Here is a 22971-nt window from a genome sequence, read left to right as displayed (position 1 = left end):
TCCTCATAGCTGGCCCGCCGTCCCAACCTCGCCATGCATGAATCGTCCCACAGACCATCCCAGAAAGTCCGAAAACCTATGAACGGATTAGATCATTCGAGCCGCCGTCGAAGGTGGCACATGTTTCAACGGAGAGCGGCGCCGTCGGCGGCTTTCTGACCAGCTCAGTGCGTGTTCAGAGGAGGCCGGCGTTGCGTACCTTTATGGCGACGTGGACGCGGCTGTCGGTCCCCAGCTTTGCGAAGATCCGGGTGATGTTCGCCTTCACCGTCGAGACGCTCATGTGGAGATGCTCGGCGATCTCGGCGTTCGAGCTGCCCTGGGCCACCTCGATCGCGACTTCTCGCTCGCGTTCGGTGAGTCTGGCCAGCTCCCGCCGCGCCTGCGGGAACTGCGGTTCGCGTCCGCCGGTGGCTGCGGCGATCACCTGTCGTGCGACACTCGGTGACAGCACCGGCTCACCTCTCGCCACGGTGCGAACGGCCTCGATCATCTTCGGCGGCGGCGTGTCCTTCAGCAGGAAGCCGTCGGCGCCGAGTCGCAGAGCTCGCATCACCATGTCGTCGGCGTCGAAGGTGGTGAGCACGAGGATCCGGGGCGGGGCCGGCTCGGCCAGCAGCAGTTCGGTGGTGGTCAGACCGTCTTGGTTGGGCATCCGGATGTCCATCAGCACGACATCGGGCCGCAGGTCGCGGATCACGCCCATGGCCTGCCGGCCGTCCGCGGCCTCGCCGACGAGGTCCAGGTCGGGCTCGCCGCCGAGAATGAGGCGCAGGCCGGTGCGCACCATCGGGTCGTCATCCACGATCACCAGTCGAGTCACAATGTGCAGCCTCCCATGGCAATCTGGCGTCGAGGATGAAGCGTCCGTCCTGTACGGCATGGCTGAGAGTGCCGCCGGCCATCCGGGTTCGTTCTGCCAGGCCGACCAGTCCCAGCCTGCCGCCGGGTCCCGCGGTCGTTCCGGCCGGTGCCGGGTTGCTCACCCGGATGCGCAGGCCGGCCCCCGGCCGGCCGCCGAGCTCGGCCGTCACCTGGCTGCCGGGCGCGTGCTTGCGCGCATTGGTCAGGGCCTCCTGCATGATCCGGTACGCGTGCCGGCCGGTGTGCGTCGGCAGCAGTTCCCTGCCGTCGATGGTGTCGTTCACCTCGACCTGCTGGCCGGCGGTGCGTACCTCGTCGAAGAGGGCGTCCAGGTGGCTCAGGTTCGGCTGCGGGGGCTGCGGGGCGTCGTCCCGCCGGAGCGTGCCCAGCACGGTGCGCAACTCGTTCAGCGATTGGTGCGCGTTCTCCTGGATCGCCAGTGCGGCCTCCCGGGTCTGCTCGGCGGTGAGGTCCCTCCTGTAGGCCAGGCCGCCGGCGAGCATGGACAGCAGCGAGATCCGGTGAGCCAGGACGTCGTGCATCTCCTGGGCGATCTTGAGCCGTTCCGCCAGCTTGGCCTGCTCGATCCGCTGCAGCTGCTGGTGTTCGGCGAGCAGTGCCGCCTCTTGCTGTGAGGCGGCCAGGTCTTGGCGTCCGCGAAAGTAGAGGCCGAAGACGGTCAGCCCGCCGAGGACCAGGGTTCCGGTCACTATGGACACATCAGTCGCCTCGGTGATGGCGGGCAAGATCGAGTACGCCACCAGGCCCAGCCAGGACACGGCCGCGACGGGGATGATCTGCCGCCACCGACGATGCGTGCACAAGGAGACATACGCGACGTATGCCGGGCCGTTCGCCGTGCCGGAGAACGCGCTCAGCAGGGCGGTGGCCAGGGCGATCTGCCACGGCCAGCGACGCCGCCATCCCATCAGGACCAGAGCGATCACGCCGAGCCCCACGTCGACCAGCGCCATCGGAAGCCGGTCAGGGTTGCGGGAGACGCTCGCGCCCAAGGCAGCTGCATAGAACAGCATCGGCAGCAGGGCGCACACATAGCGCAGCGACATGCCCCATCGGTCCAGGGTCGGCTGGCTCTCCGTACGGTTGTGCACCCCCCACAGCCTAGATACCGCCTGGCAGCTGCCTTAGCGACCCAGGTCCACATCCAGCCGGCCGAAGGTCTACAACCGGGGGCGGGCGATCTAGCCCTGCGCCCGGTCGCCCTCGACCTAGGTCCGATGACCGGCGCCCTCGCCTCCGGTGGACTTGATCCATGATCGAATTCGACCACGTCAGCAAGTTCTACAAGGATGTGAAGGCACTTGACGACGTGTCCTTCGCCGTCGAAGCAGGAAGCATCACCGGGTTCCTCGGGCCCAACGGCGCCGGGAAATCCACGGCCATGCGCATCCTGGTAGGGCTGTCCCGCCCCACCTCGGGCTCGGCCACCGTACTGGGCCGGCCGTACACCGAACTGCGCTGCCCGGGTTCCCAGGTCGGCGCGCTGCTCGACGCCGGTGCCCAGCATCCCGGCCGGACCGGCCGGGAGATCCTGACCCTGAGCGCGATGACGCTCGGACTACCGAAGTCGCGGGTCGGCGAGGTCCTCGACCTGGCCGGGCTGACCGCCAGGGAAAGCCGGCGGACGGTCAGTGGCTACTCGCTCGGCATGCGGCAGCGGCTCGGCATCGCTCACGCGCTCCTCGGCCGGCCCAAGGTGCTCGTCCTGGACGAGCCCGCCAACGGTCTCGACCCCCAGGGCATCCGCTGGATGCGCGAGCTGCTTCGCAGCCTCGCCGACTCGGGTCACGCGGTGCTACTCAGCTCGCACCTGCTGAACGAGGTGGAGCGGGTCGCCGACCGCATCGTGCTGATCGGCTGCGGTCGTATCCTCGCCCAGGGCACCGTCGACGAGCTCGGCCGGGGCCGGGACCTCGAACAGACCTTCCTCGAGCTGACCGCGAACGCCGACCGGAGTGCGGCATGACCGACATCGGCATCCCCCCGGCCACGAGCGACGACGCCGGCACCAGCGGCTCGAAGAGCACGGACATGCACCGGCCCGCGACCTCGGTCCCGTTTCACCGGCTGCTGTCGGTTGAGGCTCGCAAGCTCTTCGACACCCGCAGCGGCAAGATCATGACGGTGGTTCTGATCGCGGTGACCTTGGCGTCCATCGTGACTCGCGGCGCCGTCTCCGGCCCGCAACTGCACACCTTGATCGAGACCGCTGGAATCGGATTCAGCACCTTGCTCCCTGTGATCGGCATTCTTACGGTGACCGGCGAATGGAGTCACCGCACCGCCCTGACCACGTTCGCACTCGAGCCTCGACGCGTGCGGGTGCTGGCGGCCAAGTGCCTGCCGCCGTTGCTCACAGCCGTGGCCGGGTCGCTGCTCGCGATGCTGATCGCGGTGCCGGTGACGGCTGCCGCGGCCAGTGTCCAGGACGTCCCGGCCAACTGGGAGCTCGGCCCTCTCGCGCTGCTGGGCTGGACCGCGACGAACGTCCTCGTGGTCGCGATGGGTCTCAGCGTCGGCATGCTGCTCCTGAACGCACCCGCCGCGATCGTGATCTGCCTGGCGACACCGATGCTGTGGAGCATGGTCGCCCGGCTCGGCGCCACCGGCGAGGCCCTGACCGAGTGGCTCGACCTGGGCACCACCACCGCCCCGCTGATGTCCGGCGACATGACCGGTGGCGACACCGCTCGACTGGCCGTGTCGATGATCTTCTGGATCGCGATCCCGATGACGCTCGGCGTGGTGCGCGTGGTCCGCAAGGAAGTGCACTGACATGCGGCGCGAGCTCGTCCGAACGCTCCTGTGCGTCTCACTGATCGCTCTGCCGGCGACCGGCTGCGCAGGGGTGGACACGTCGGGAGTGACATCCGACCATGTGGTCCCTCTCGACCAGGCCCCGCTCGCCGACGCCGCCGGCAAACGTGTGGTCGGGATCGGTGAGGCGACGCACGGCAACAAGGAGTTCGTCCAAGCCCGCACATTGATCATCCAGAAGCTGGTGCGCGATCACGGCTTCCGCACCGTGGCCCTGGAGGCCGACTTCGGCGGCGCAGCCACAGCCAACGACTATGTCATGGAGGGCCGGGGCAGCGCGCGGGACGCGGCTTCGGTGCTCGGCTTCGACATCTACCGGACCCGGGAGATGTCGAATCTCATCGAGTGGATCCATGACCACAACGCCGCCGCCGACGACGCGGACAAGGTGCGTCTCTACGGCTTCGACATGCAGCGCTACGACCGGAACAAGGAACGGCTGCTGCGCTATCTCGCGACGGTCGACCCCGCTCGGGTCCGCCCAGTCGAGGAGTCCCTGGCCGCCCTCACCGATGCCACCAGGTCCGAACAGGACAAGGAGAAGCTCGCCGCCGCCGCGACCGCCGCCGAGCGGCTCGTCGCCCAGATGAAGGACAACCGGGAGAGGTACGTGAGCATCGGCTCCGAGGAGTCGTTCGCGCTCGCCGTGCACCATGCCGAGACGATCCAACGCGGCGCCCAGTTGCAGACCTCCGGAAATGACTACGCCAGCAAGCGGGACGCCTGGATGGCCGAGAACGTCGGGTGGATCGCCGACATGGAGGCCGTCCAGGGACGGAAGAAGATCATCGTGGGCGGTCACAACGGCCACATCGACAAGAGCGGCGCGGCATTCGCCTACGAGGCGATGGGGCGGCGCCTGGCCAAGGCGTACGGCGAGGACTACTTCACGATCGGCACCGACTTCGGTACGAGCACCTTCGTCAGCAAGGACGACGACTCCGGCGAACGCAAGCAGTTCACCGTGAGCCACACCACGCCCTTGGCCAAGCTGTTCGGCGACGAGCCGATGGGCTACGTGAACCTCGCGCAGGCCTCGACGAAGCCCGGCAACCGCCGATTGCTCACCTCGGAGGTGCGAATGGGCAACGTCGGCGACGGCTTCCGGTCGGTCTACAGCGCTCTGAGCTGGGCCTACACGGTGAAGATGGTGCCGGCCGAGGCCTACGACGCCCTGGTGTACGTGCCGAAGGCCAGTCCGGTCACACCACTGTGACGGCTGTTGGGTGTCGATACTCGGTTCACAGCCTGAGCGGAGCGGCGCGCGTGCGATTCTCGGCTCGCTCCGGATCGGGCTTCGCGGTTGTGCGCTTGAGCACCATGTCTCCATCTGAGCTTCGATGGCGGCTTACTACGCCTGCCCTCCGACGGAGCGTCCGCTTCACCGTACGGGTGCGCCCGCTGCCCCCGCCCACCGCGATCGAGCGCGGAACGCCCCTCGGCTGCTGATGACCTCCTCAACCCGGTCCTGCTGCCGGTACATGCCGTAGTGGCAGGCCTCGACGGCGTCGGGATCTCGCCGCCGCGTCCTCACCGACAAACGCTGCTACTCGTCACCGACATGATCACCAGGGACGGTGTCCGGTGACGATGCACCCTGAGCTTGCGCATCGAAGCTTCAGCGGCTCAAGGCGCGCCCTGCTTGTGGGTCTCGCCATGATTGGCGTCCGGCGCCATGATCTGGATACGCGCCTCCGCGACCTGCCGCATGATGCGGCGAGCCCCGCACGCCTCGGCGGTGGCATACGCCTCGGCGGCCAGCGCCACCGCGTCGTCCTGTCGGCCTTGCGCGGCAGCGATGTAGATCAGCCCTACCTGATCGGCGGCGACACCGGCCGGCAGCCCGATCTCCCGGCGCAGCCGTACCGATGCCTCCAGATGCTCCCGGGCGGCGTCCAGCCGGCCTGCGGCATGGTCGGCGATCCCCAGGTGCCGAAGCGCTTCCGACTGGACGTATCGGTCGCCGGCCGCCGTTGCCAGGTCGTACGACTGCTCAAGGAGAGGAATGGCGCGGTCGGGGTCGTTCCGTACGACCTGGTGGAAACAGCCCTCCCAGAACACCGAATCCGCCTCGCCCGCCGCGTCACCCAGCGTCCGGTACAGGTGTGTCGCACGCTCGAACAGCGCCAGCTCACGCGGATCCTCGCGCCGGTCATCGAGAAACCGTGCGTGCAAGATCCGTCCCCGGGCCAAAGCGAGATCGGCTTCGACCTTGTCCAACTCCCGCTCCGCCGCTGCCAGCTCACCGACATCGCCGACGAAGACAGCGTGCTCGTAGGACAGCTTGGCCTTCTCGATGCGTCCCTCCACGCCTGCCCCGCTCATTTCGGTAATGCCTCTCGTATGCGGTCCATGAGACCGTACGCCGCCGATCTCAACAAGCTCTCAGATCCATCCAACCTCCGATGGCACGAACTCAAGATTCGGTGTCACAGGACAGACGGCACCGGAGGCGACTGTCACCGTTTTCTGGCTGTGCGCGGGCGCAGGAGCGGGAGCAACAGGGCGTGGAGTGGGAGTTCATCGAGCGCTACTTGCCGATCGGTAGGTTCGGCCCGTACCCGAAGCGGCTGCGGCAGCAGCTGGAGGGGGGTTTCTGGAGATTCAGGACGGGTGGGCAGTGGCGGGAGATAGAGGCAGACTTGTCCCTGGCCGGCGTGGACTCCCCCACCGCGCGGGTAGACGGGCAGGGCGCTGGAGACGACCGCCGGGCCGGAAGAACGGCGACGCATCCGCCACAGGCGCAAGCTGCGGTTGACGGCTGCCCTGCTCGGACACTCGACGCGGGACGGCAAACCCCGCCTACCTGTGGAGACGCCACATCAAGGCCGTCATCCCGGAGAAGAAGGGGGCAAGGGCGGCCGGCCTGTCAGCCACGACGCAGACCTCTCTAAGGAACGGAACATCGTCGAGCGGCTGATCAACAAGCTGAAGGCCTGGCGAGGCATCGCCACTCGCTTCATCGCGGCGAGGCAGAGCGGGCTCACGTAAACGTAGCGGTCGGTCAGACCGCGGAGCGCTCGGCGACCGGGCGGCGGCGCCGGTTCACGTGCGAAATGGCCGGCGGGGTGTAGGACACGTCGTTGGGGCCGGCGTCGGTACCGGGCGGGGCGATCTCGTCGATCCGGTCGAGGATCTCGTCGTCCAGGGTCACGTCGGCGTCGGCCAGCAGGTCGTCGAGCTGGTGCATGGTGCGCGGTCCGATGATCGCCGAGGTGACGCCCGGGTGGGCGATCGCGAACGCCATCGCCAGGTGGGTCATCGGCAGGCCGGCCTTCTCGGCGAGCGGGATGAGCTGTTCGACGACGTCGAGCTTGCGCTCGTCGCTGAAATGTTGCGGCGTGTAGCCGGACCGGTGGGTGTCGGTCTGCCGCCCCTTGCGGTAGCGGCCGGTGAGCAGGCCCTGGCCCAGCGGGCTCCAGACCAGGGTGCCCATCCCGTAGCGCTGACAGACCGGCAGCACCTCTCGTTCGATGCTCCGGTTGACGATCGAGTACGGCGGCTGCTCGGTGCGGAAGCGCTCCAAGCCGCGCCGCTCGGCGACCCACTGCGCTTCGACGATCTCCGAGGCGGGGAAGGTCGAGGTACCGATCGCCCGTACCTTGCCGCTGCGGATCAGGTCGGACAGGGCTGACAGTGTCTCCTCCACGTCTACCGCCGGGTCGGGGCGGTGGATCTGGTAGAGGTCGAGGTGGTCGGTCTGCAGGCGGCGCAGGGAGTTCTCGACGGCGGTCATGATCCAGCGCCGTGAGTTGCCCCGGTGGTTGGGATCGTCGCCCATCGGGTAGTGCACCTTGCCGGCCAGGACGACGTCGTCACGGCGGCCCTTGAGTGCCTTGCCGACGATCACCTCGGATTCGCCGGCGGAGTACACGTCGGCGGTGTCGACGAAGTTGATCCCTGCGTCCAGGGCCCTGTGGATGATCCGGATGGAGTCGTCGTGGTCGGGGTTGCCCATGGCCCCGAACATCATGGTGCCCAGGCAGTACGGGCTGACCTGGATTCCGGTCCGGCCCAGCGTGCGGTGTTTCATGATTTCCCCTTGGAATCGTTCGGTGAGTGATCGGCATGGTGCCGTTGGGCCCTGTGGTGGGGTGCGGCGTCGCCGATCAGTGAGGACTATTCGGACGTCGGCTGTGTCCGCAACCGCTCGTCGTCGAACACGATCTCGACCAGTGGGCTGTGTGCCAGCCACTCGTCGAGGCTCTGACGCCGGCCGGCCCGCGCCGCGATCTCGGGCCTGTTCTGCAGGTCGAGTACCGCCGTAATCACTCGTTGTCGGGTCGGTTCGTCCACCGGCATCGCGGTCGCGGGCAGGTCGGCCTGGACTCCGTGCTTGAGATGCACGACGAACCGCGGGTTGGCCCGCACATTCGCGTACCAGCTGCGGGGCATCGGCATGCCGGTCAGGTACCAGCGACCGTCCACGCGGTGGAACCAGATCTCGATACGACGCGGCAGGCCACTGCGGGCGCCCAGGGTCGTGATGTCGATCGTGCGCTCGGCCGCGGAGGAAGTCCGGCCCGATGGCCAGGGCGCGGACGATGGCTACGTCCACAGTCACGGTTCGCTCTGCCGCTCGTCGTCGAGGGGCATGTTGCCGTTCATTACCGGCCTCCTGCTGGGTGGTGATTGTCCCGGAATCCGGGGCTGGTTCCGGTACATCCATGCAAGCAACGAGGCGGGCGCCGGGCCTTCACGATCCTTTCGCGTGGTTGCACAATCCTCTTCGCTCAGATGGGAGTCACGGCAGCGCGGCCGGAGCGGGGCCGGCTCCACCCCGCAGGCGCACCGCGTCGACGCTGGGCGGAGCACCGAACTGGCGCCGGTACTCCCGGCTGAACTGGGACGGGTTGTCGTACCCGACGCGCTGGCCGACGCCGGTGACGTCGTTCGGACGGTTCGCCAGCAGCAACCTCGCCGCCTGCAGCCGGATCTGCTTCTGGAACCGGATCGGACTCATCCCCGTCACCACCTGGAAGTTCCGGTGGAAGGCGGAGACACTCATCCCCGAAAGTTGTGCCAGCTCCTCGACCCGGAACGGCTGGGTGTAGTGCTCCCGGATCCACCGCACAGCACGTTCAATGTGGCTCAGGCTGCTGTCCGCAAGGCCGAGCTGACGGACGGCGTCACCCTGTTCCCCGGTCATCAACCGCCAGAGGATCTCCCGCTTGACCAGCGGGACGAGCGCCTTCCGGTCCCCTGGCCGGTCGAGCAGGCGCAGCAGCCGTACGACCGCGTCGAGCAACTCCTCCGGGGCGTCACTGACCGCGATGCCCGGCGGTGCGGTGCCGGTGGACCGCGGCGGCTCCCCCGGTCCGGTCTGCAGCAGCAGCTCCGCGATTACGGCAGGTTCCAGGGTCATCCCGAAACCGAGCGAGGGGCCGGCGGTATCGACGAAATGCCCCGTCACCGGGAGGTCGACCGAAGCGACGAGGTACTGGCCGGCACCATACTCGTGGACGCGGTCTCCCAGCGCCAGACGCTTGCTGCCCTGAGCGATGACCGCCAGCACCGTACCGGACATCGAGGACCCCGACGCAACGGCGTGGTCGACCTTGCAGACCCGGACGCCGTCGATGGCAGTGGTCAAGCTGGGACGCGCATGCCGTTCCAGCAGGTCACGAAGCTCGTCCAAAGACATGTCACCATTGCAGCACGCGAGCCGTCGACGGCCAGAGGAAGGTGCGCGAACACGAGTCCACGCCGGCCAGGGACAAGTCCACCTCAACCCGCTTCGCGGCTTCCGCGATCAAGCCCTGTAGCGGGGCTTCGAAGCGGGAGGAACCCCGATCCACGCCGCCGACCGGCACGACGGGCATCCATAGCGTCAGCGGCTCGTCCTGCGGCAGGCGAGAGCGCCGGCGGGCAGCCCGTCGCCCTCAACCCGCCCGCCGGGCGGCCAGCGGCCCTCACCCATTCACAAGATCATCGAGTCCGTGTCGTCCCCGTACCTCTGCACTCAGTACACCTAGCCGGTCGCGAACCGGCGACGCGGGTCGTCCCGCGGACCGGTCATCCGAGGTCACCCGTCCGGCCGGGGGCGGACCGGACGCTTTCCTTCGCCTGCGAACATGGCGTTGACCTGCGGACTGTCCGGCCGGCCCAGGAGCGAGGGCGGGACGCCGCCGGCACAGAGCCGGATACTCGCCGCATGAACGTCGGTGAACTCCTCGTCAAGCTGGTGCGACTGACCGCCGCCGTCACCGCGCTGGCGGCCGCCGTGCAGGACGCCCGTGAGCGGCGTGACCGCGAGCGGCCTGAGACGTCCCCGCAGGACGGCTGACCCACGACTGCTCGGGCCGGTAGGTGTCATCGCATCGACCGCGCTGAAGCGATCTCCGGTGCGGAGCGTCAGAGCGCCATCCCACCACGACCCGGCACCGTCCGGCTGAGCGGTCTCCGGTGCGGAGATAGGTGGCGGACAGGTCGATGGAAGGCGCGGGCGCCACGCACGCGATCGCGCGCGCCTGCCGGTGCAACGACGCGGCGGCCTCGCGGGGGCGTTGGTTCGCGGCGATGTGCCCGCACGGCCACCGCGGCGGCGTTCGCTCAGTGGTGACTCTTAGAATCCTTGGCATGATCAGCCGCAGGGCGCTCAACCGCGCCACCCTGGCTCGCCAGTTGTTGTTGCGCAAGCACACGATGCCGGCGCTGGAGGCGGTCGAGCACCTGGTCGGGTTGCAGGCCCAGGCGCCGTTCCCACCGTACTTCGGGTTGTGGTGCCGCTTGTCGGGCTTCCGGCCGCAGGAACTGGCCGAGCTGCTGACCGAGCGGCAGGTGGTGCGGATCGTGCTCATGCGCGGGACCGTGCACCTGGTCAGCGCCGCCGACTGCCTGTGGCTGCGGCCGCTGGCGCAGCCGATGCTCACCCGTACCTTCCAGAGCGTGTACGCCGCCCGCATCGCGGGCGTCGACCAGGACGCGGTGGTCAAGGCGGGGCTGGAGCTGCTGCGAGAGGGGCCGATGACGGCGGCGGCGCTCGGCACGGCGCTGGCCGGGGCCTTTCCCGGGACGGCGGCCGACCTGTCGCAGATCCTGCGCAGCCTGGTCGCGCTGGTCCAGGTGCCGCCGCGGGCGGTGTGGGGGAAGACGGGCCAGACGGCCTACGTCACGGCCGAGGCGTGGCTGGAGCGGGAACTGCATGCCTCGCCGTCCCTTGAGGAGCTGGTCCTGCGCTACCTGCGGGCTTTCGGCCCGGCCACGGTGGCCGACGTGCAAGCCTGGTCGGGCCTGACCGGGCTGCGCGAGGTGGTGGACCGGCTGCGGCCCCAGCTGGTGATGCTGAGCGATACGGTGTTCGACCTGCCGGACGCGCCCCGCCCCGACGAGGACACCCCCGCACCTGTACGGCTTCTGGCGCCGTTCGACAACCTGCTGCTCAGCCACGCCGACCGCACCCGCATCATCTCCGACGAGCACCGCAAGCGCGTCATCACGATCAACGGCCAGGTGCACGGCACCCTCCTGGTCGATGGTTTCGTGCACGGCATCTGGAAGCGGGACAAGGCAGTGGTGACCATCGAACCGTTCGCGCCCTTGACCGACGCACAGGCCGATCAGGTGCACGCGGAGGCGGCGGAGCTGCTGGAGTTCGCCGAGCCGGGCAAGGCGCACCAGATCAGAGGGGTGTAGCGACGTCGTACAAGGGCCCGAGAGCGGCGAGACGGTCAAGGTGCGTCGCGGGTGACGATGCCGTGTTCGTGGGCGTAGATCGCGGCGTGCACGCGGGTCCGGAGGCCGAGTTTGGTGAGGATCCGGTTGACGTGGGTTTTGACCGTGCCTTCCTCGATGGTGCAGGCGGCGGCGATCTCGCCGTTGCTCATCCCGCGGGCCAGAAGGCGTAGCACGTCGTGTTCGCGCGGGGTCAGCAGGCCGAGTTCAGGTGTGGCGGGGCGCGGGGACAGTGCGGCGAAGCGGCTGATCAGGCGGCCGGTGACCTGCGGGTCGATCAGCCCTCTGCCCTGGTGCAGCTCGCGGACCGCCGCGACGAGCACGTCGGGGTCGCTGTCCTTCAGCAGGAAGCCGGCCGCTCCTGCGCGCAGCGCGCCGAACAGGTACTCGTCGAGGTCGAATGTGGTCAGGGCGAGCACGCGGGGGGCGGATTCGGCGGCGGCCAGGCGGCCGATGGCGGCGATGCCGTCCATGCCCGGCATCCGCAGGTCCATCACCACCACGTCCGGCCGCCGCACCAGCGCCTGGTGCACCGCTTCGGCGCCGTCGGCGGCCGTCGCGATCACGTCGATGTCGGGTTCGCCGTCGAGGATGAGCTGCAGCGCCTCCCGCGCCGCCTCCTGATCGTCGGCGACCAGCACCCGGATCGTCACCACGCGTTCCTTTCCCTGGGCAGGTCGGCGCGGACCCGCCAGCCGCCCGTTTCGACCGGTCCCACCGACAGGGTGCCGTCGAGCAGGCGCACCCGTTCCCGCATGCCGCGGATGCCTTGGCCCTCGGCCTGGGCTGCCTGGGCCGGGGCGCCGTTGTCGAGGACCTCGATGCGCAGGCCGCGGTCGTTCTGCCGCAGGTGGACGGTGACCTCGGTCGCGGTCGAATGGCGTACGACGTTCGTCAGCGCTTCCTGGACCACCCGGTAGGCGGTGTGGTCGACGGCCGGCGGCAGGACGCCCTCCGTCCCCGAACGGCGCATGGTGATCGTGCGGCCGGCGGAGGTGAGCTGCCCGGCCAGCCGCTCCAGGTCGGCGGTGCCGGGCTGGAGGGCGGCCGGGTGCTCGCTGAGCGTCCGGAGTAGGTCGCGCACCTCCGTCAGCGCCGACAGCGACAGGTCCGAGATCGTTTCCAGGGCTCGCGTCGCCGGGATGTCGCCGCGTGTTCGCCGGGCCGCCGCGGCCTGCAGCCGGATCGCGGTCAGGTGGTGGCCCACGCTGTCGTGCACGTTCCTGGCCAGCCAGGTACGCTCCTCGGCCAGCACGCGCTCCGCCTCGGCCCGCTGCAGTCGCAGCGTCTGGTCGGCCCGGTCGCGGTGCAGCCGCAGCGCGTAGCCGGTGGCCACGGGGGCGACAGCCATGAGCACCATGTCGGTGAGCGCTGGTACGGCTCCGCCGACCACCATGCTGATGCCGACCACCCAGCACGTGGAGATGGCCAGCACCAGGCCGGGGCGCCGCGGCCGGTGGTAGACGGCCGTGCAGAACACGGCCATCGTGACCAGCATCCCCTCCCAGCGGTGCAGCTGCGCCATCCCGGCCAGCGCGATCAGCGCGGACGTCACCGCGGCGGTCAACGGGAGCATCCGTCGTACGAGCAGGGGGAGGCTGACGCCGGCGCTGAAGACGACCAGGAGCGGCACGTCGATCGGTGCCTGCGCTTCCAGCGCCGTCAGCAGCGCCGCCGCGGTCGCGGCGCCGGCGACGAGCAGGACCTCCTTCGGCCAGTGCATGTCACGATGATGCCGGAGCGCAGGTCGTGCCCGTGGGCGGGAGCTGCCCGGTGGTCAGGTAGCGGTGCACGTGGCCGCGGACACAGGGGTCGCCGCTCCAGTAGAGCGCGTGACCGCCCTTGGCCGCCAGGTAGCGGGCGCCGTCGAGTTGCGCGGCGATCCGGCGTCCGTACGCGGGCGCCGCCGTGTCGTCGTACTCGCCATGGGCGATCAGGATCGGCGGCAGGCCGCGTGGGCGAATCGGATGGGGCGGGTAGGACGTCTTCTTCGGGAGTCCGGTGCAGAGGCCGGCCATCGGCCAGGCCATGGTCCAGCCGATGCGCGGCGCGGTCTTTCTCAGCCGCGCCTCCATGGCCTTGACCTCACGGTATGCGGTCGGGAACGGGAAGTCGGCACACATCGTGATCCTGCTGAGGTCCGGGTCGGGCGCGCCGGCGAACGGCTTGGCGAACCGGGTGGCGTCACCCGCGTCGGCCTCGGCCAGGGACTTGGCCAGTTCCGGCCACGTCGCATCGAACGTGACAGTCGCGCGGGAGGCGATCAGGGCCGCGCTTGCCGTGGCACCCGCTCCGGCACCGGGCGCGGGAATGGGCCGCTTGGCGGCGCGGACCATGACCTCGTCCCACACCTTGAGCACGTCGCGGCCGTGGAGCGCGCAACTCCGCTCGGTGGCGCACCACTCGGCGAAGCGGTGCAGGTTGTCCTCCTTCACCTTCGCTCTGGCCAGGACCCATTCATCCCACGACCGGTTGGTGTGGTCGATCAGACTGTCCAGATACATGCGGCCGACGCGGGCCGGGAAGTACTCGGCGTAGGCCACACCGAGGACGCCGCCGTAGGAGTTGCCGAGGTAGTTCAGCTTCCGCTCGCCCAGCGCCACCCGGACCGCCTCCAGGTCGCGGGCCCCTTGCCAGGTGTTCAGGTTGCCTGCGAGCGGGCCGGCGGCTTCGGCGCATCCCCGGGCGAAGCGGTGGTTCTGCTTGGTGTACTGGGCGTAGGCGGCTCGGTCGGTGAAGACCCACTGTCCGTTGGTGGGATACGGCGCCGGGTTGGGGCAGCGCACCTCGGTGCTCGCCTCGAACCCACGCGGGTCGAAGAGCACCACGTCGAACCATTGGGTCAGGTCGGCGAAGGTGTCCTTTATCTGGCGCAAGATCGAGATCTGCTGGGCGGGACCGCCCATGTTGAGGACGAGCGTGCCCTTCCTGGTGGCCGGGTCACGCGCGGGAAGCTTGGCGAGCCCCAGCGTGATCTGCTTCCCCTGGGGAGCGGCCCAGTCGGCGGGCACGGTGATCCGGTCGCATTGCAGGCCGTCTCCGCAGTCCTGCCAGGCCAGCCCGGCATCCGCCACCGCGGGCGTCACCGCTGCTACGGGGAGCAACATTGCGCCGAGCACGGCAATCGTCTTCTTCATGGCTCACAGCCTTGCCGACAGGCATGCCGCCGGTCGTCCACCTTTCGATAGATCCTCACGCGTGCGCAACCGCCGGAGCGATCAACGAGCCTCCGGTCGAGGAGGCGCGGGCCGATCCCGCACTCGCCGGCGACGCAGCCCGGTGGAAGCCCTCACCCGAACCCTCCTCGCCTACTCGCCACAGTCGCTCCCCCTGGGCCGCCGCCTCATCCGGCTGACCGTCGACCCGCCGCCCGATGCCGCCCCGGACGCGGCCACCCCCACCGCACCTGTCGCAGGATCGAATGGCTGGAGCAAGCGTGCAAACCGCGAGGTCCGGGTCGGGGTTGTCCTGGGCGAGCTGTTCCAGGGCGTGCAGGCCGCCCAGGCGGACCGGGGCCTGGGCGCTGCCGAACTGCTCGACCGCCTTGCCGTAGCGGTCGGTCACATGGCCGCGCTCGCCGAGCTGGAAGGTGCGCCGGGCGGTGTCGGCGTTGCGCGCGGTGTAGAACAGCGCGGCCAGGCCGGTGACCACGGCCAGCACGCGGCCGCGGACCGCGTCCTGGGCCGCCGCCAGTTCCCTGCCGTCCAGCCCCGTCGGGCCGCCGATCGCCACCTGGTCGACGTGCTCCAGCACCCAGCGCGTTCCTGGGCCCAGCACCCAGACGATCCCCCCAACCAGCACCACGCCTACCGCGGCCACCACCACAGAGATAGGTCTCACGGTCTCCACCGTGACCCGAATCGTCAGCCGCAGCTAGAGCTCATGGAACGCCCCAGCGCTCTCCCGCTCTATGACTTGGTCATGTTGGCGCTGCGGCTCATCGCACAGGACCGAGTGAGAGGCCGTCATCGCAGGCCAGAAACTACTTCGTTGGATTTCCGCCCTTGCTACCGGGACCCATTGACTGTGATTGCTCGGACAGCCGGGCGACGGCCTCGTTGTGGACCAGGCGGGTCTCGGACCGGCTGTGGTGCCGGGCGTATCAGGTCCGGGTGCGGTCGGCCAGGGCCGGCAGGCAGGGATCGTCCGGCGGACAGTTAAAGGCTGCTCGCACTGCCACAAGAAAGCGGAAAACCATGACATATCGCCTCCAGCTGGGTGCGTATCCATGCGACGGTGCAGGTGGAGGTGGTGGTGATGACCACGATGCCGAAAGCGTTCGAACAGGCCGCGAGGAGACACGGCGTACCGGAGAGCGTCCTGCTCGCCGTCTCGTACATGGAGTCGCGCTGGGACTGTAACGGCGGCAAGCCCAGTACGGCCGCCGGGTTCGGCCCCATGCACCTCACCGACGGTGCCGCGCTGAGCACCTCGCGGCACCACCACATCGACGGGGACGAGGACCCCCGCGGCGACGACTCCCGGCCTGCGCTGCGTCCCGTCGAGCCGGCGGAGCGGCAGGACGGCCTGCCCGCGTCCCTGCACACCCTGGAGCGTGCCGCCGAGCTGACCGGGGAGAGCATCGAGCGCCTGCGCAAGGACCCGGCGGCCAACATCGACGGCGGCGCGGCGCTGCTCGCCGACTACCAGCGCACCGTGGGCGCCCCGCCGAGCGCTGACCCCGCCGACTGGTACGGCGCGGTGGCGCGCTACTCGGGCGCCACCGCCGAGGAGACCGCGGCGGGCTTCGCCGACGAGGTGTACGAGGTCATCCACGAGGGCGCCACCCGGATGACCGACACCGGTACGGAGGTGACCCTGCCGCCCTCTCCCGAGGTGCACCCTTCCCGCTCCTGGCTGGCCAGGCTGGACCTGCCCCATCTGGCCCGCGCGGACGGCGTGGAGTGCCCCGGCTCGCTCCCCTGCGAGTGGATCCCGGCGCCCTACAGCCAACTGCCGAACGGCAAGTACGGCAACCACGACATCGCCGACCGCCCCACCAGCCAGACGATCCACTACATCGTCATCCACGACACCGAGGAGCTGTACAACAAGACGCTCGCCCTCGTACAGAACCCGTCGGAGATGAGCTGGCACTACACGCTGCGCTCACACGACGGTCACCTCGCCCAGCACGTGCTCACCAAGGACGTGGCCTGGCACGCCGGCAACTGGTACGTCAACGCCAAGGCGATCGGCCTGGAGCACGAGGGCTTCCTCGCCGCCGGCGGCACCTGGTACACCGAGGCGATGTACCGCACGTCCGCCAAGCTCGTGCGTTACCTGGCCGACAGGTTCGGCGTCCCGCTGGATCGCGCCCACATCCTCGGCCATGACAACGTGCCCGGCCTGGTACCGGAGAAGGTGAAGGGGATGCACGAGGACCCGGGCCCGTACTGGGACTGGGCCCACTTCTTCGACCTGATGGGTGCTCCGCTGCGCCCCGACGGCGATTCCGGCACGGCCACGGTCATGATCCTGCCCGACTACGACCGCAACCGTCCGCACTACACCGGTTGCGACAAGGACCACCCCGCAGCCGCCTGCCCGGCGCACGGGTCGGCCTCGGTCTGGCTGCACACCGAGCCGCGCGAGGGGTCACCCCTCGTCAAGGACATCGGCAAGCACCCGACGGGCCAGTCCACTTTCAGCGTGTACGATCACGCCGCCCGCGCCGTCACCGGGCAGCGCTACGTCGTCGCCGAGCGGCGGGGTGACTGGACCGCCATCTGGTACCTGGGCCAGAAGGCGTGGTTCCGCAACCCGGGCTCCGCTCCCGTGGCCGTGCCCAGCCGGACCCGGATGGCGACGCCCCGGCCTGGCCTGGACTCCGTTCCCGTGTACGGCCGCGCGTACCCGGAGGCGGCGGCGTACCCGCCGGGCGTGGCGGTGCAGCCGCTGGTCCCGCTGCAGTACAAGTTCGCGGCCGGGCAGTCGTACACGGTCGGCCTGACCACGACCGGCGAGTTCTACAAGGCGACGACCTTCGACACCACGCAGCATCGTGTGGTCCGCGGCACCCAGGAGTACCACCAGATCCAGTTCGGCCACCGCGTCATGTTCGTCAGGAGCGAGGACGTCGTGGTGACCGAGGCGTGAGTGCCCGGAGTCACCGGTGGGCGAGACCTTAGCGATCGCCGAGGTAACGAGTCTGCTCGCGCCCGGATACAGCCGCCGCTGAACCCGGTCCGGGCGATCGCTTGGTGGCTCGCGGCCCCGAGGCAGGCTGAGCCAGAGCGGCCGGCCCGGCCGGGTGAGCGCGGCCCGGATCGCCAGCCACTCCGGACGGATGCCTGGATGGCTGCGGAGCGTTTCGCGCGCCGCAGCGCCGGCCTCGCCACCTTCGGCAACGGTCATCTCCAGACAGCGCCGGTGGCGCTTGCCCCAGCGGTCATCCACGAACGAAGGGAAGATAAACACGCCACGCCGTCAGACGCCTGACCAGTTACGGCAGGTCAGTCCGTCGCTTCGCGGACGTCCTTTCCCTGCTCGGCGAACGCCTTGAAGTCCTGCATGTGCTGTTGCGACTGCTTGCGGAAGGCACCGGGCATCAGAAGTCCCACCAGCTTCATCAGAAAGCCGCTGAACCGGTATTCGTTCTCGTTCTCCCAGAGCGTCGTTTCCGGGCTGGCTTCGGTCAGCCGATCGCGCACGGCGCTCCACATGCCCTCGCCGACGATCTCACGGTCGAAGTGAACGACGCTCGTTTTCGGGATCTCGCGCAGGTCTGCCGGTTCCCGGCGTGTGATGGTCTCGGTGCCCTCCATCTTCCGCTGGCCCATCTGCATCACAACCCGCGACTTGGTGCCGAGCTGCCCGTGCTCCCCACTCAGCGGCTCGTGCAGCACCAGGCCCCGCAGCCATTTCGGCAGGTGTGCCGGGTCGGAGAGCAGCTGGGCCACCTTCTCCCGCGGCAGGGCGATCTCGATGGAGACGGTGTATTTCATGGGCGCATCATTCTTTTCCTTCTAGGCGTGGGACAACGTGCTTTTTACTGCCCGTCGTGCTCCTCGGCTGAGGGCACTGCATTCTGTGTCCGTAGAGTAAAGGGCGGACGTGTGATCTGCGGTTGGGTGCCAGAGGGTGCGTTCACTGTGCAATGAGCCTGGCCCAGGCTGCGGCACTGCGCCGGCTGAACTCGCGTCCTTCGGGCGACTTCTCGAACTCCTCGTGGTCGGCGATCTCGCCATCGCCCAAGAGCCGGGCCTATGTCGCCGTGCTCACCACCGTCCAACTCGAACCTTCCGCCAAGCCGAGGGGTCCACGGTGGCCGGCTTCAACCAGCGGCGCAGCCGCTCGGGGTTGGTGCTGGCGTCCCAGACGTCGTCGATCTCCGCGTCGTATCGACGCCGCAGCTCCACGGTGTACGCCTCGCCGGCGGGCACTCTGCTGTTGCCCATCGCCCGGTGCACGGCGGCCAGCTCGTCCAGTACGTCTTTCATGTCATGCCTCTGTCGGTGGTGGATCAGTTTTGCCCGTATCGGTGCCGGACCCGGCCTGCCGGGTGGGTTCCCCACTGGCCCGGGGCGTCGAGGCGTTGTTCCCAGGACCGGCGAAACCGGTCCAGCCACGCGTCAACCTCGCTCAGCGGCGCGGGCTCGACAGCGTAGAACCGCCGAGCGCCTCAGCCCGCACCGACGCGAACCCGCTGTCACGCAGCACACGCAGATGCTGGGAGACAGCCGGCTGGGAGATGGCGAACTCGGCCCGGATGACGTCCGTGATCGCCCCGGAGGTCTGCTCACCGTCGGCGAGCAGCTCCAGAATGCGCCGGCACACGGGGGCGCCGAGGATGTCGAACGCGTGCACGACGGAGATCGTACCGGCCTACGCTTATATAAGTCAAAACTGACATCTTGGCGCCGCATCGGCGCCACCGAAGCCGAGGTCCGCGCGGCGGCGACCACGGCCCGCGTGGACGAGGTGATCGAACGCCTGCCGGACGGCTGGGCCACCGCCGTCCGCGAGGGCGGCACCCTGCCGTCGGGCTCTGGAGAAGATCATCACTGGGCACGGGACGGGCATGACCGACGATGAGACCGGCCATGACGAAGGCTGAGCCGGACGAGAAGCTGCTGAAGGGCCTGCGGGCTGCTGCCGACCGGTTGATCGCAGGGACCGCGCTGAGGTCGCCGGGGAAGCTGACGGTGTCCGACCTGGCGGCCGAAGGGGGCATCAAGCGCCGGGTCCTCACCCACAAGCATCCCGAGTTGATGCACGCCTTCCAAGCCGAGTTCAGGACCTTGGGTCAAGTGTCGGCGCCCGTCCAAAGCGCCCTAGACCGGGCCACTCAGCTGGAGAAGGACCTGACCAAGGTCCGCCCAAACAAGCAACGACTCAAGGAACTCGTGGACACCTACGCCGCGGCCATCACCGAACGCACCGACGAGCTCGTCCAGGCCCAGCAGCAGCGAGACGAGGCGCTGGCCGAACTCGCCCGGCGGCACCACGACGCCGTCGCGGTCCTCGCCGACCCCCGGCCGAGCCGCCACAACAACGACACCTTCACCTGCTCATGACCCAACTCACGCCACAGAGTAAGTAGCCGAGAAGCCCCCTTCGTCAAGCCGGAGTTCTGGGACAGCGACCCCGCCCATTGGGTTCTGAGACGACCAGGGAAGATCAGATTGCAACTGTCGGTTGCAGTTGAAGCTGTCGGTGTTCGCGTGTTGTTGTCGGTGCTCGTGTCGGTGTTCAGGTGACTTGACGGATTTCCGCCGCTTCCCAGTCGGTCCGCGCCGACGCCGCTCGTTGTGCAGCAGGCTGGACAAGAACAGCGCCGTCCCCCGCCGCATGCCCAGCGCAGCGCAGCGGAGTATGTGACATCCGAGGATAGTGAAGTCCCTGCTCGATAAAGTTGATCTCTAGGCAAGACCACTTCTAGCAGGGGCTTCGCGGCGTTCTGGGACCTTCGCTCACTTCAGCGAGCCGTCCAGACGATCACACACCGTGGCTGATCGTTACCGGAGAAGACTCATTGTCAGGTTGCCGGCGCCTCCTCGACGGTCCACTGGATCCCATACGGGACGAGAAATTCGAGGAAGGCGGTCGGCTCGAAGGCCTGGGCGGGGGCGAGTACTCCCGGCTTGGCAGGGTCGGCGATGAGACGACGGGCACTCTCGACCGCGATCACCGCGGTCGTCCCGTAGGTGTCAGGGCCCCGGACGACGCCGCGGGCGCGGCGGCCGTCGGTACCGGCGGCGTCGAGCACGTAGGTGAAGTGCTGGGTGCGGCGGCTCTCCGCATCGGGTCCTTCGGGCAGGCCTTCGATGATCTCCGATGTGAGCGGGGCGTTCAGCTGGTCGCCCAACGCCGCCTCGGTCAGGCCCTCGACATGCCGGAGGCGGATGTGACGGGGAATGGTCACCACCTCCGACACGGGGAAGGCCATCACCGGGGTCGCCTGCGACTCTCCGGGCAGCCTGATCGAGGTGTGGCGGGCGGGCACGCCCGTCCGCCAGTCGCCGTCGTCGTACGTGATGCCTCCCGCCTTGATGGCGTCGATCGTCTCGACCAGCGAGCGCAGCGAGCCGCGCGACATGGCGCCACCCCCGACAACCCTGTGGATGGAGATGATCTCTTCGACGGATTCAAGGCGGTCGGCCAGGATCTGCGCCATGAGGTCTACCGGGACGCAGCCGTCGTTGGCGGCGGGTACCACGGTGACCCCGGCGTTCTCCGCCTCGGTCGCGAAGGTGTCGAAGATCTTCTTGACGTAGAGCTGCTCGCCTGAGGTGTCGACGTAGTGGCAGCCGGCAGCGATCGCGGCGCGGACCACGGCCTCACCCGACATGGTGAACGGTCCTGCGCAGTTGATGACCCCGTCGCAGCCGCGGAACGCGTGCACGAGCGCCTCGTGGTCGCCGGTGCCGGCCAGGCGTCGTTCCGCGCCAGGGAGGCCGACCGCCGAGGCGGCCCCCTCCAGCCGAGCGAGATCGCGTCCTGCGAGGACCATCTCGATGTCACGTCGTGCCAGTTCGGTGAGCACGAGCTTTCCCTGGTATCCACTAGCGCCATAAACGACGATCTTCATGTCTTCTCCTCACGGTGTGGACCTGCGCGTTCGCTCCGCCCCTCGAAACGGTAAGGCGCTGACATGAGACGACTGAATGCGTGATGCGCGCCAAAGTTTGCACCATCGTCTTCGCCGAAGCCGTCGATGGATATATTTGCTGCGTGGATGTCCTGTCTGATGTGGTGAGTGCGGCGCGTACCGGTCGTCCCCACTCGGGCCGGGTGACCAGGTCCGCTCCCTTCGCGCGGTGGTCTCCTGCGGCGCCGTCCGCCGGGTTCCACATCGTTCTCCAGGGAACGTGCTGGCTGATCCCGTCGCGGGGTGAGCCGATCGCGCTCGGGCCGGGCGACGTGGCGTTCCTGCCGCGCGGATCCGCACACGGTCTGGCCGACGACCCGTCCACCCCGATGAGCGAGCCGCCGGAAACCCCCACCGAAGTCGACGGTGGCCGCGACGACGAGACGCCGGCCGGCCGGGCGCCGACGGCAGTCATGCTCTGCGGCGCCTACCTCCTGGACGGTTCAGCGCCTCATCCGCTCCTGAACGACCTGCCCGAGGTCATCCACCTACCGACGCAGGTAGGGCGCCACAGGGAACTCCGGGCAGCGGTCGAACTCCTCGGCGTGGAACTCGACAGCGACCCCCGCCCGGGCTCGGACACCATCCTGCTCACCCTGCTGGATCTTCTCCTGCTCTACATCCTGCGCGCGTGGTTCGAGGAACAGCGCGTCTCCGGCCATTCCGCCACCGGCTGGGCCGCGGCCCTGCACGACCCCGCCGTCGCCGCCGCCCTCCGCGCCATCCACGGAGACCCCGGCCGGCCATGGACCGTCGAGGAGTTGGGCGCGCAGGCACGTCTGTCCCGCGCCGCCTTCGCCCGGCGGTTCACCCATCTCGTCGGCCAGCCACCGCTCACCTACCTGACATGGTGGCGGATGACCACCGCCGCCCGGCTCCTGCGCACCTCCGACGCCCCCGTCAACACGATCGCCCAGCAGGTCGGCTACAGCTCGCAATACACCTTCACCCATGCCTTCAAACGCCTGTACGGGTCACCACCCGGCAGTTACCGGCACCACGCCGGCCAAAGCGCAACACCCGCGTAAGGATCTTCGAGGTTTTGGCGGCCAATGACACGTTGATTGCTCACCCAACAAACCCGAACCGGGGAGAGAACGATGCCGGGCATGCCGATGAGGATTACGCCGATGCCGGTGCGGTCGTGATGGTCTCGGAGTTGTTCGAGTCCGGCCGTGGCTGGGGACGCAGGATGGGCGTCCTGTCTCGGGGTTTCCGATCTACGGTCGGACGGCCCTTGATCCGCTCAGGGTATCGTAGACACGCTGGCATCCCGAGTCCGCGCTCGCAGGAAGAAGCTGTGGTGTCCGTTTTCGCATGGGTATTAAGGGCTTTCGGGCTTGCCACGGCTTCACTTCATCTGTACCGAATGCGCACAGGGCGACTGCTCGGCAGATGGGTACGGGAGGCGGGGCCCGTGGCGGCGCGGCAGCGTTCGGCTCGGCGTTTCGTGTACGCGGGTCTGCAGGTGACTCTCGCGGCGGTTATCGGCGTGCTTGGAC

22 protein-coding genes and 2 pseudogenes are annotated in these 22971 nt (G+C 68.8%); 10 read left to right on the top strand and 14 right to left on the bottom strand.

Annotation, left to right across the window (positions count from 1 at the left end):
* Positions 1 to 175: 175 nt before the first annotated feature.
* Positions 176 to 805, bottom strand: coding sequence for a response regulator transcription factor (locus AB0J69_RS50830; protein ID WP_364133711.1), 630 nt, complete (start codon positions 803 to 805; stop codon positions 176 to 178).
* Positions 798 to 1976 (bottom strand): histidine kinase, encoded by a 1179-nt coding sequence (locus tag AB0J69_RS50825; protein ID WP_364133709.1) that lies wholly within the window; start codon positions 1974 to 1976, stop codon positions 798 to 800. Before AB0J69_RS50825 ends, AB0J69_RS50830 begins: the two co-directional genes overlap by 8 nt.
* A gap of 161 nt (positions 1977 to 2137) precedes the next feature.
* Here AB0J69_RS50825 and AB0J69_RS50820 point away from each other — a divergent pair, with 161 nt between their 5' ends.
* From AB0J69_RS50820 to AB0J69_RS50810, 3 genes are all read left to right on the top strand, one after another.
* Positions 2138 to 2851, top strand: coding sequence for an ATP-binding cassette domain-containing protein (locus tag AB0J69_RS50820; protein ID WP_364133706.1), 714 nt, complete (start codon positions 2138 to 2140; stop codon positions 2849 to 2851).
* On the top strand, positions 2848 to 3660 hold the full coding sequence (locus AB0J69_RS50815) for an ABC transporter permease (RefSeq protein ID WP_364133704.1): 813 nt from the start codon (positions 2848 to 2850) through the stop codon (positions 3658 to 3660). Before AB0J69_RS50820 ends, AB0J69_RS50815 begins: the two co-directional genes overlap by 4 nt.
* A 103-nt stretch (positions 3661 to 3763) precedes the next feature.
* A complete protein-coding gene (locus AB0J69_RS50810; RefSeq protein WP_364133701.1) occupies positions 3764 to 4918 on the top strand; it encodes an erythromycin esterase family protein in 1155 nt (384 codons plus the stop codon).
* A gap of 410 nt (positions 4919 to 5328) precedes the next feature.
* Here the strand turns inward: AB0J69_RS50810 and AB0J69_RS50805 are convergent, their stop codons facing one another.
* Entirely contained in the window at positions 5329 to 6012 is a 684-nt protein-coding gene (locus tag AB0J69_RS50805) for a tetratricopeptide repeat protein (protein WP_364133699.1), read from the bottom strand.
* A gap of 472 nt (positions 6013 to 6484) precedes the next feature.
* Between AB0J69_RS50805 and AB0J69_RS50800 the strand changes: the two are divergent.
* A pseudogene (locus AB0J69_RS50800) lies at positions 6485 to 6663 on the top strand (IS5/IS1182 family transposase); the annotation flags it as partial.
* 43 nt (positions 6664 to 6706) lie between these two features.
* Here AB0J69_RS50800 and AB0J69_RS50795 read toward each other — a convergent pair.
* From AB0J69_RS50795 to AB0J69_RS50785, 3 genes are all read right to left on the bottom strand, one after another.
* On the bottom strand, positions 6707 to 7735 hold the full coding sequence (locus tag AB0J69_RS50795) for an aldo/keto reductase (RefSeq protein WP_364133697.1): 1029 nt from the start codon (positions 7733 to 7735) through the stop codon (positions 6707 to 6709).
* A gap of 86 nt (positions 7736 to 7821) precedes the next feature.
* A complete protein-coding gene (locus tag AB0J69_RS50790) occupies positions 7822 to 8181 on the bottom strand; it encodes a nitroreductase/quinone reductase family protein (protein ID WP_364133714.1) in 360 nt (119 codons plus the stop codon).
* Positions 8182 to 8446: 265 nt separating this feature from the next.
* A complete protein-coding gene (locus tag AB0J69_RS50785) occupies positions 8447 to 9346 on the bottom strand; it encodes an AraC family transcriptional regulator (RefSeq protein ID WP_364133694.1) in 900 nt (299 codons plus the stop codon).
* Positions 9347 to 9856: 510 nt separating this feature from the next.
* On the opposite strand from AB0J69_RS50785, the gene AB0J69_RS50780 reads away from it, so the two are divergent.
* Both AB0J69_RS50780 and AB0J69_RS50775 read left to right on the top strand, forming a co-directional pair.
* Positions 9857 to 9988 carry a hypothetical protein gene (locus AB0J69_RS50780; protein WP_364133691.1) on the top strand — a complete coding sequence of 44 codons (132 nt, stop codon included), beginning with the start codon at positions 9857 to 9859 and terminating at the stop codon, positions 9986 to 9988.
* Positions 9989 to 10281: 293 nt separating this feature from the next.
* A complete protein-coding gene (locus tag AB0J69_RS50775; protein ID WP_364133688.1) occupies positions 10282 to 11337 on the top strand; it encodes a winged helix DNA-binding domain-containing protein in 1056 nt (351 codons plus the stop codon).
* Positions 11338 to 11372: 35 nt separating this feature from the next.
* On the opposite strand, the gene AB0J69_RS50770 is transcribed toward AB0J69_RS50775, so the two are convergent.
* Genes AB0J69_RS50770 through AB0J69_RS50755 form a run of 4 tightly spaced genes read right to left on the bottom strand, consistent with a single transcriptional unit; the run spans position 11373 to position 15216 of the window.
* The gene (locus tag AB0J69_RS50770; RefSeq protein ID WP_364133685.1) at positions 11373 to 12029 is read right to left on the bottom strand and encodes a response regulator transcription factor; all 657 of its coding nucleotides are present in this window, start codon (positions 12027 to 12029) and stop codon (positions 11373 to 11375) included.
* Positions 12026 to 13099, bottom strand: coding sequence for a sensor histidine kinase (locus AB0J69_RS50765; protein ID WP_364133683.1), 1074 nt, complete (start codon positions 13097 to 13099; stop codon positions 12026 to 12028). The genes AB0J69_RS50770 and AB0J69_RS50765 overlap by 4 nt, the downstream gene beginning before the upstream one ends.
* A gap of 1 nt (position 13100) precedes the next feature.
* Positions 13101 to 14513, bottom strand: a complete 1413-nt coding sequence (locus tag AB0J69_RS50760) for an alpha/beta fold hydrolase (RefSeq protein ID WP_364133681.1) — start codon at positions 14511 to 14513, stop codon at positions 13101 to 13103.
* Positions 14514 to 14568: 55 nt separating this feature from the next.
* Positions 14569 to 15216 (bottom strand): hypothetical protein, encoded by a 648-nt coding sequence (locus tag AB0J69_RS50755; protein WP_364133678.1) that lies wholly within the window; start codon positions 15214 to 15216, stop codon positions 14569 to 14571.
* A 378-nt stretch (positions 15217 to 15594) separates the two neighbouring features.
* On the opposite strand from AB0J69_RS50755, the gene AB0J69_RS50750 reads away from it, so the two are divergent.
* Positions 15595 to 17475, top strand: coding sequence for an N-acetylmuramoyl-L-alanine amidase (locus tag AB0J69_RS50750; protein ID WP_364133676.1), 1881 nt, complete (start codon positions 15595 to 15597; stop codon positions 17473 to 17475).
* Positions 17476 to 17831: 356 nt separating this feature from the next.
* Here the strand turns inward: AB0J69_RS50750 and AB0J69_RS50745 are convergent, their stop codons facing one another.
* From AB0J69_RS50745 to AB0J69_RS50735, 3 genes and pseudogenes are all read right to left on the bottom strand, one after another.
* Positions 17832 to 18323, bottom strand: coding sequence for an SRPBCC family protein (locus AB0J69_RS50745; RefSeq protein ID WP_364133673.1), 492 nt, complete (start codon positions 18321 to 18323; stop codon positions 17832 to 17834).
* 273 nt (positions 18324 to 18596) lie between these two features.
* On the bottom strand, positions 18597 to 18818 hold the full coding sequence (locus AB0J69_RS50740) for a hypothetical protein (protein ID WP_364133670.1): 222 nt from the start codon (positions 18816 to 18818) through the stop codon (positions 18597 to 18599).
* A gap of 1 nt (position 18819) precedes the next feature.
* Positions 18820 to 19185 (bottom strand): annotated as a pseudogene (locus AB0J69_RS50735) (metalloregulator ArsR/SmtB family transcription factor).
* On the opposite strand from AB0J69_RS50735, the gene AB0J69_RS50730 reads away from it, so the two are divergent.
* Positions 19180 to 19413, top strand: coding sequence for a hypothetical protein (locus AB0J69_RS50730; protein WP_364133667.1), 234 nt, complete (start codon positions 19180 to 19182; stop codon positions 19411 to 19413). The pseudogene AB0J69_RS50735 and the gene AB0J69_RS50730 overlap by 6 nt on opposite strands.
* Before the next feature lie 8 nt (positions 19414 to 19421).
* Positions 19422 to 19895 (top strand): hypothetical protein, encoded by a 474-nt coding sequence (locus tag AB0J69_RS50725; RefSeq protein ID WP_364133665.1) that lies wholly within the window; start codon positions 19422 to 19424, stop codon positions 19893 to 19895.
* A 461-nt stretch (positions 19896 to 20356) separates the two neighbouring features.
* Here AB0J69_RS50725 and AB0J69_RS50720 read toward each other — a convergent pair whose 3' ends face one another.
* Positions 20357 to 21409: a saccharopine dehydrogenase NADP-binding domain-containing protein gene (locus AB0J69_RS50720; protein ID WP_364133663.1), complete on the bottom strand. Its 1053-nt coding sequence runs from the start codon at positions 21407 to 21409 to the stop codon at positions 20357 to 20359.
* A gap of 143 nt (positions 21410 to 21552) precedes the next feature.
* On the opposite strand from AB0J69_RS50720, the gene AB0J69_RS50715 reads away from it, so the two are divergent.
* The gene (locus tag AB0J69_RS50715) at positions 21553 to 22497 is read left to right on the top strand and encodes an AraC family transcriptional regulator (protein WP_364133660.1); all 945 of its coding nucleotides are present in this window, start codon (positions 21553 to 21555) and stop codon (positions 22495 to 22497) included.
* Positions 22498 to 22971: the final 474 nt, after the last annotated feature.

The sequence above is a fragment of the Nonomuraea sp. NPDC049709 genome, from assembly GCF_040674815.1.
Classification (GTDB): domain Bacteria; phylum Actinomycetota; class Actinomycetes; order Streptosporangiales; family Streptosporangiaceae; genus Nonomuraea.
The sequence above is the reverse complement of the archived record's forward strand: the minus strand, read 5'-3'. Positions and strand labels throughout refer to the sequence as shown.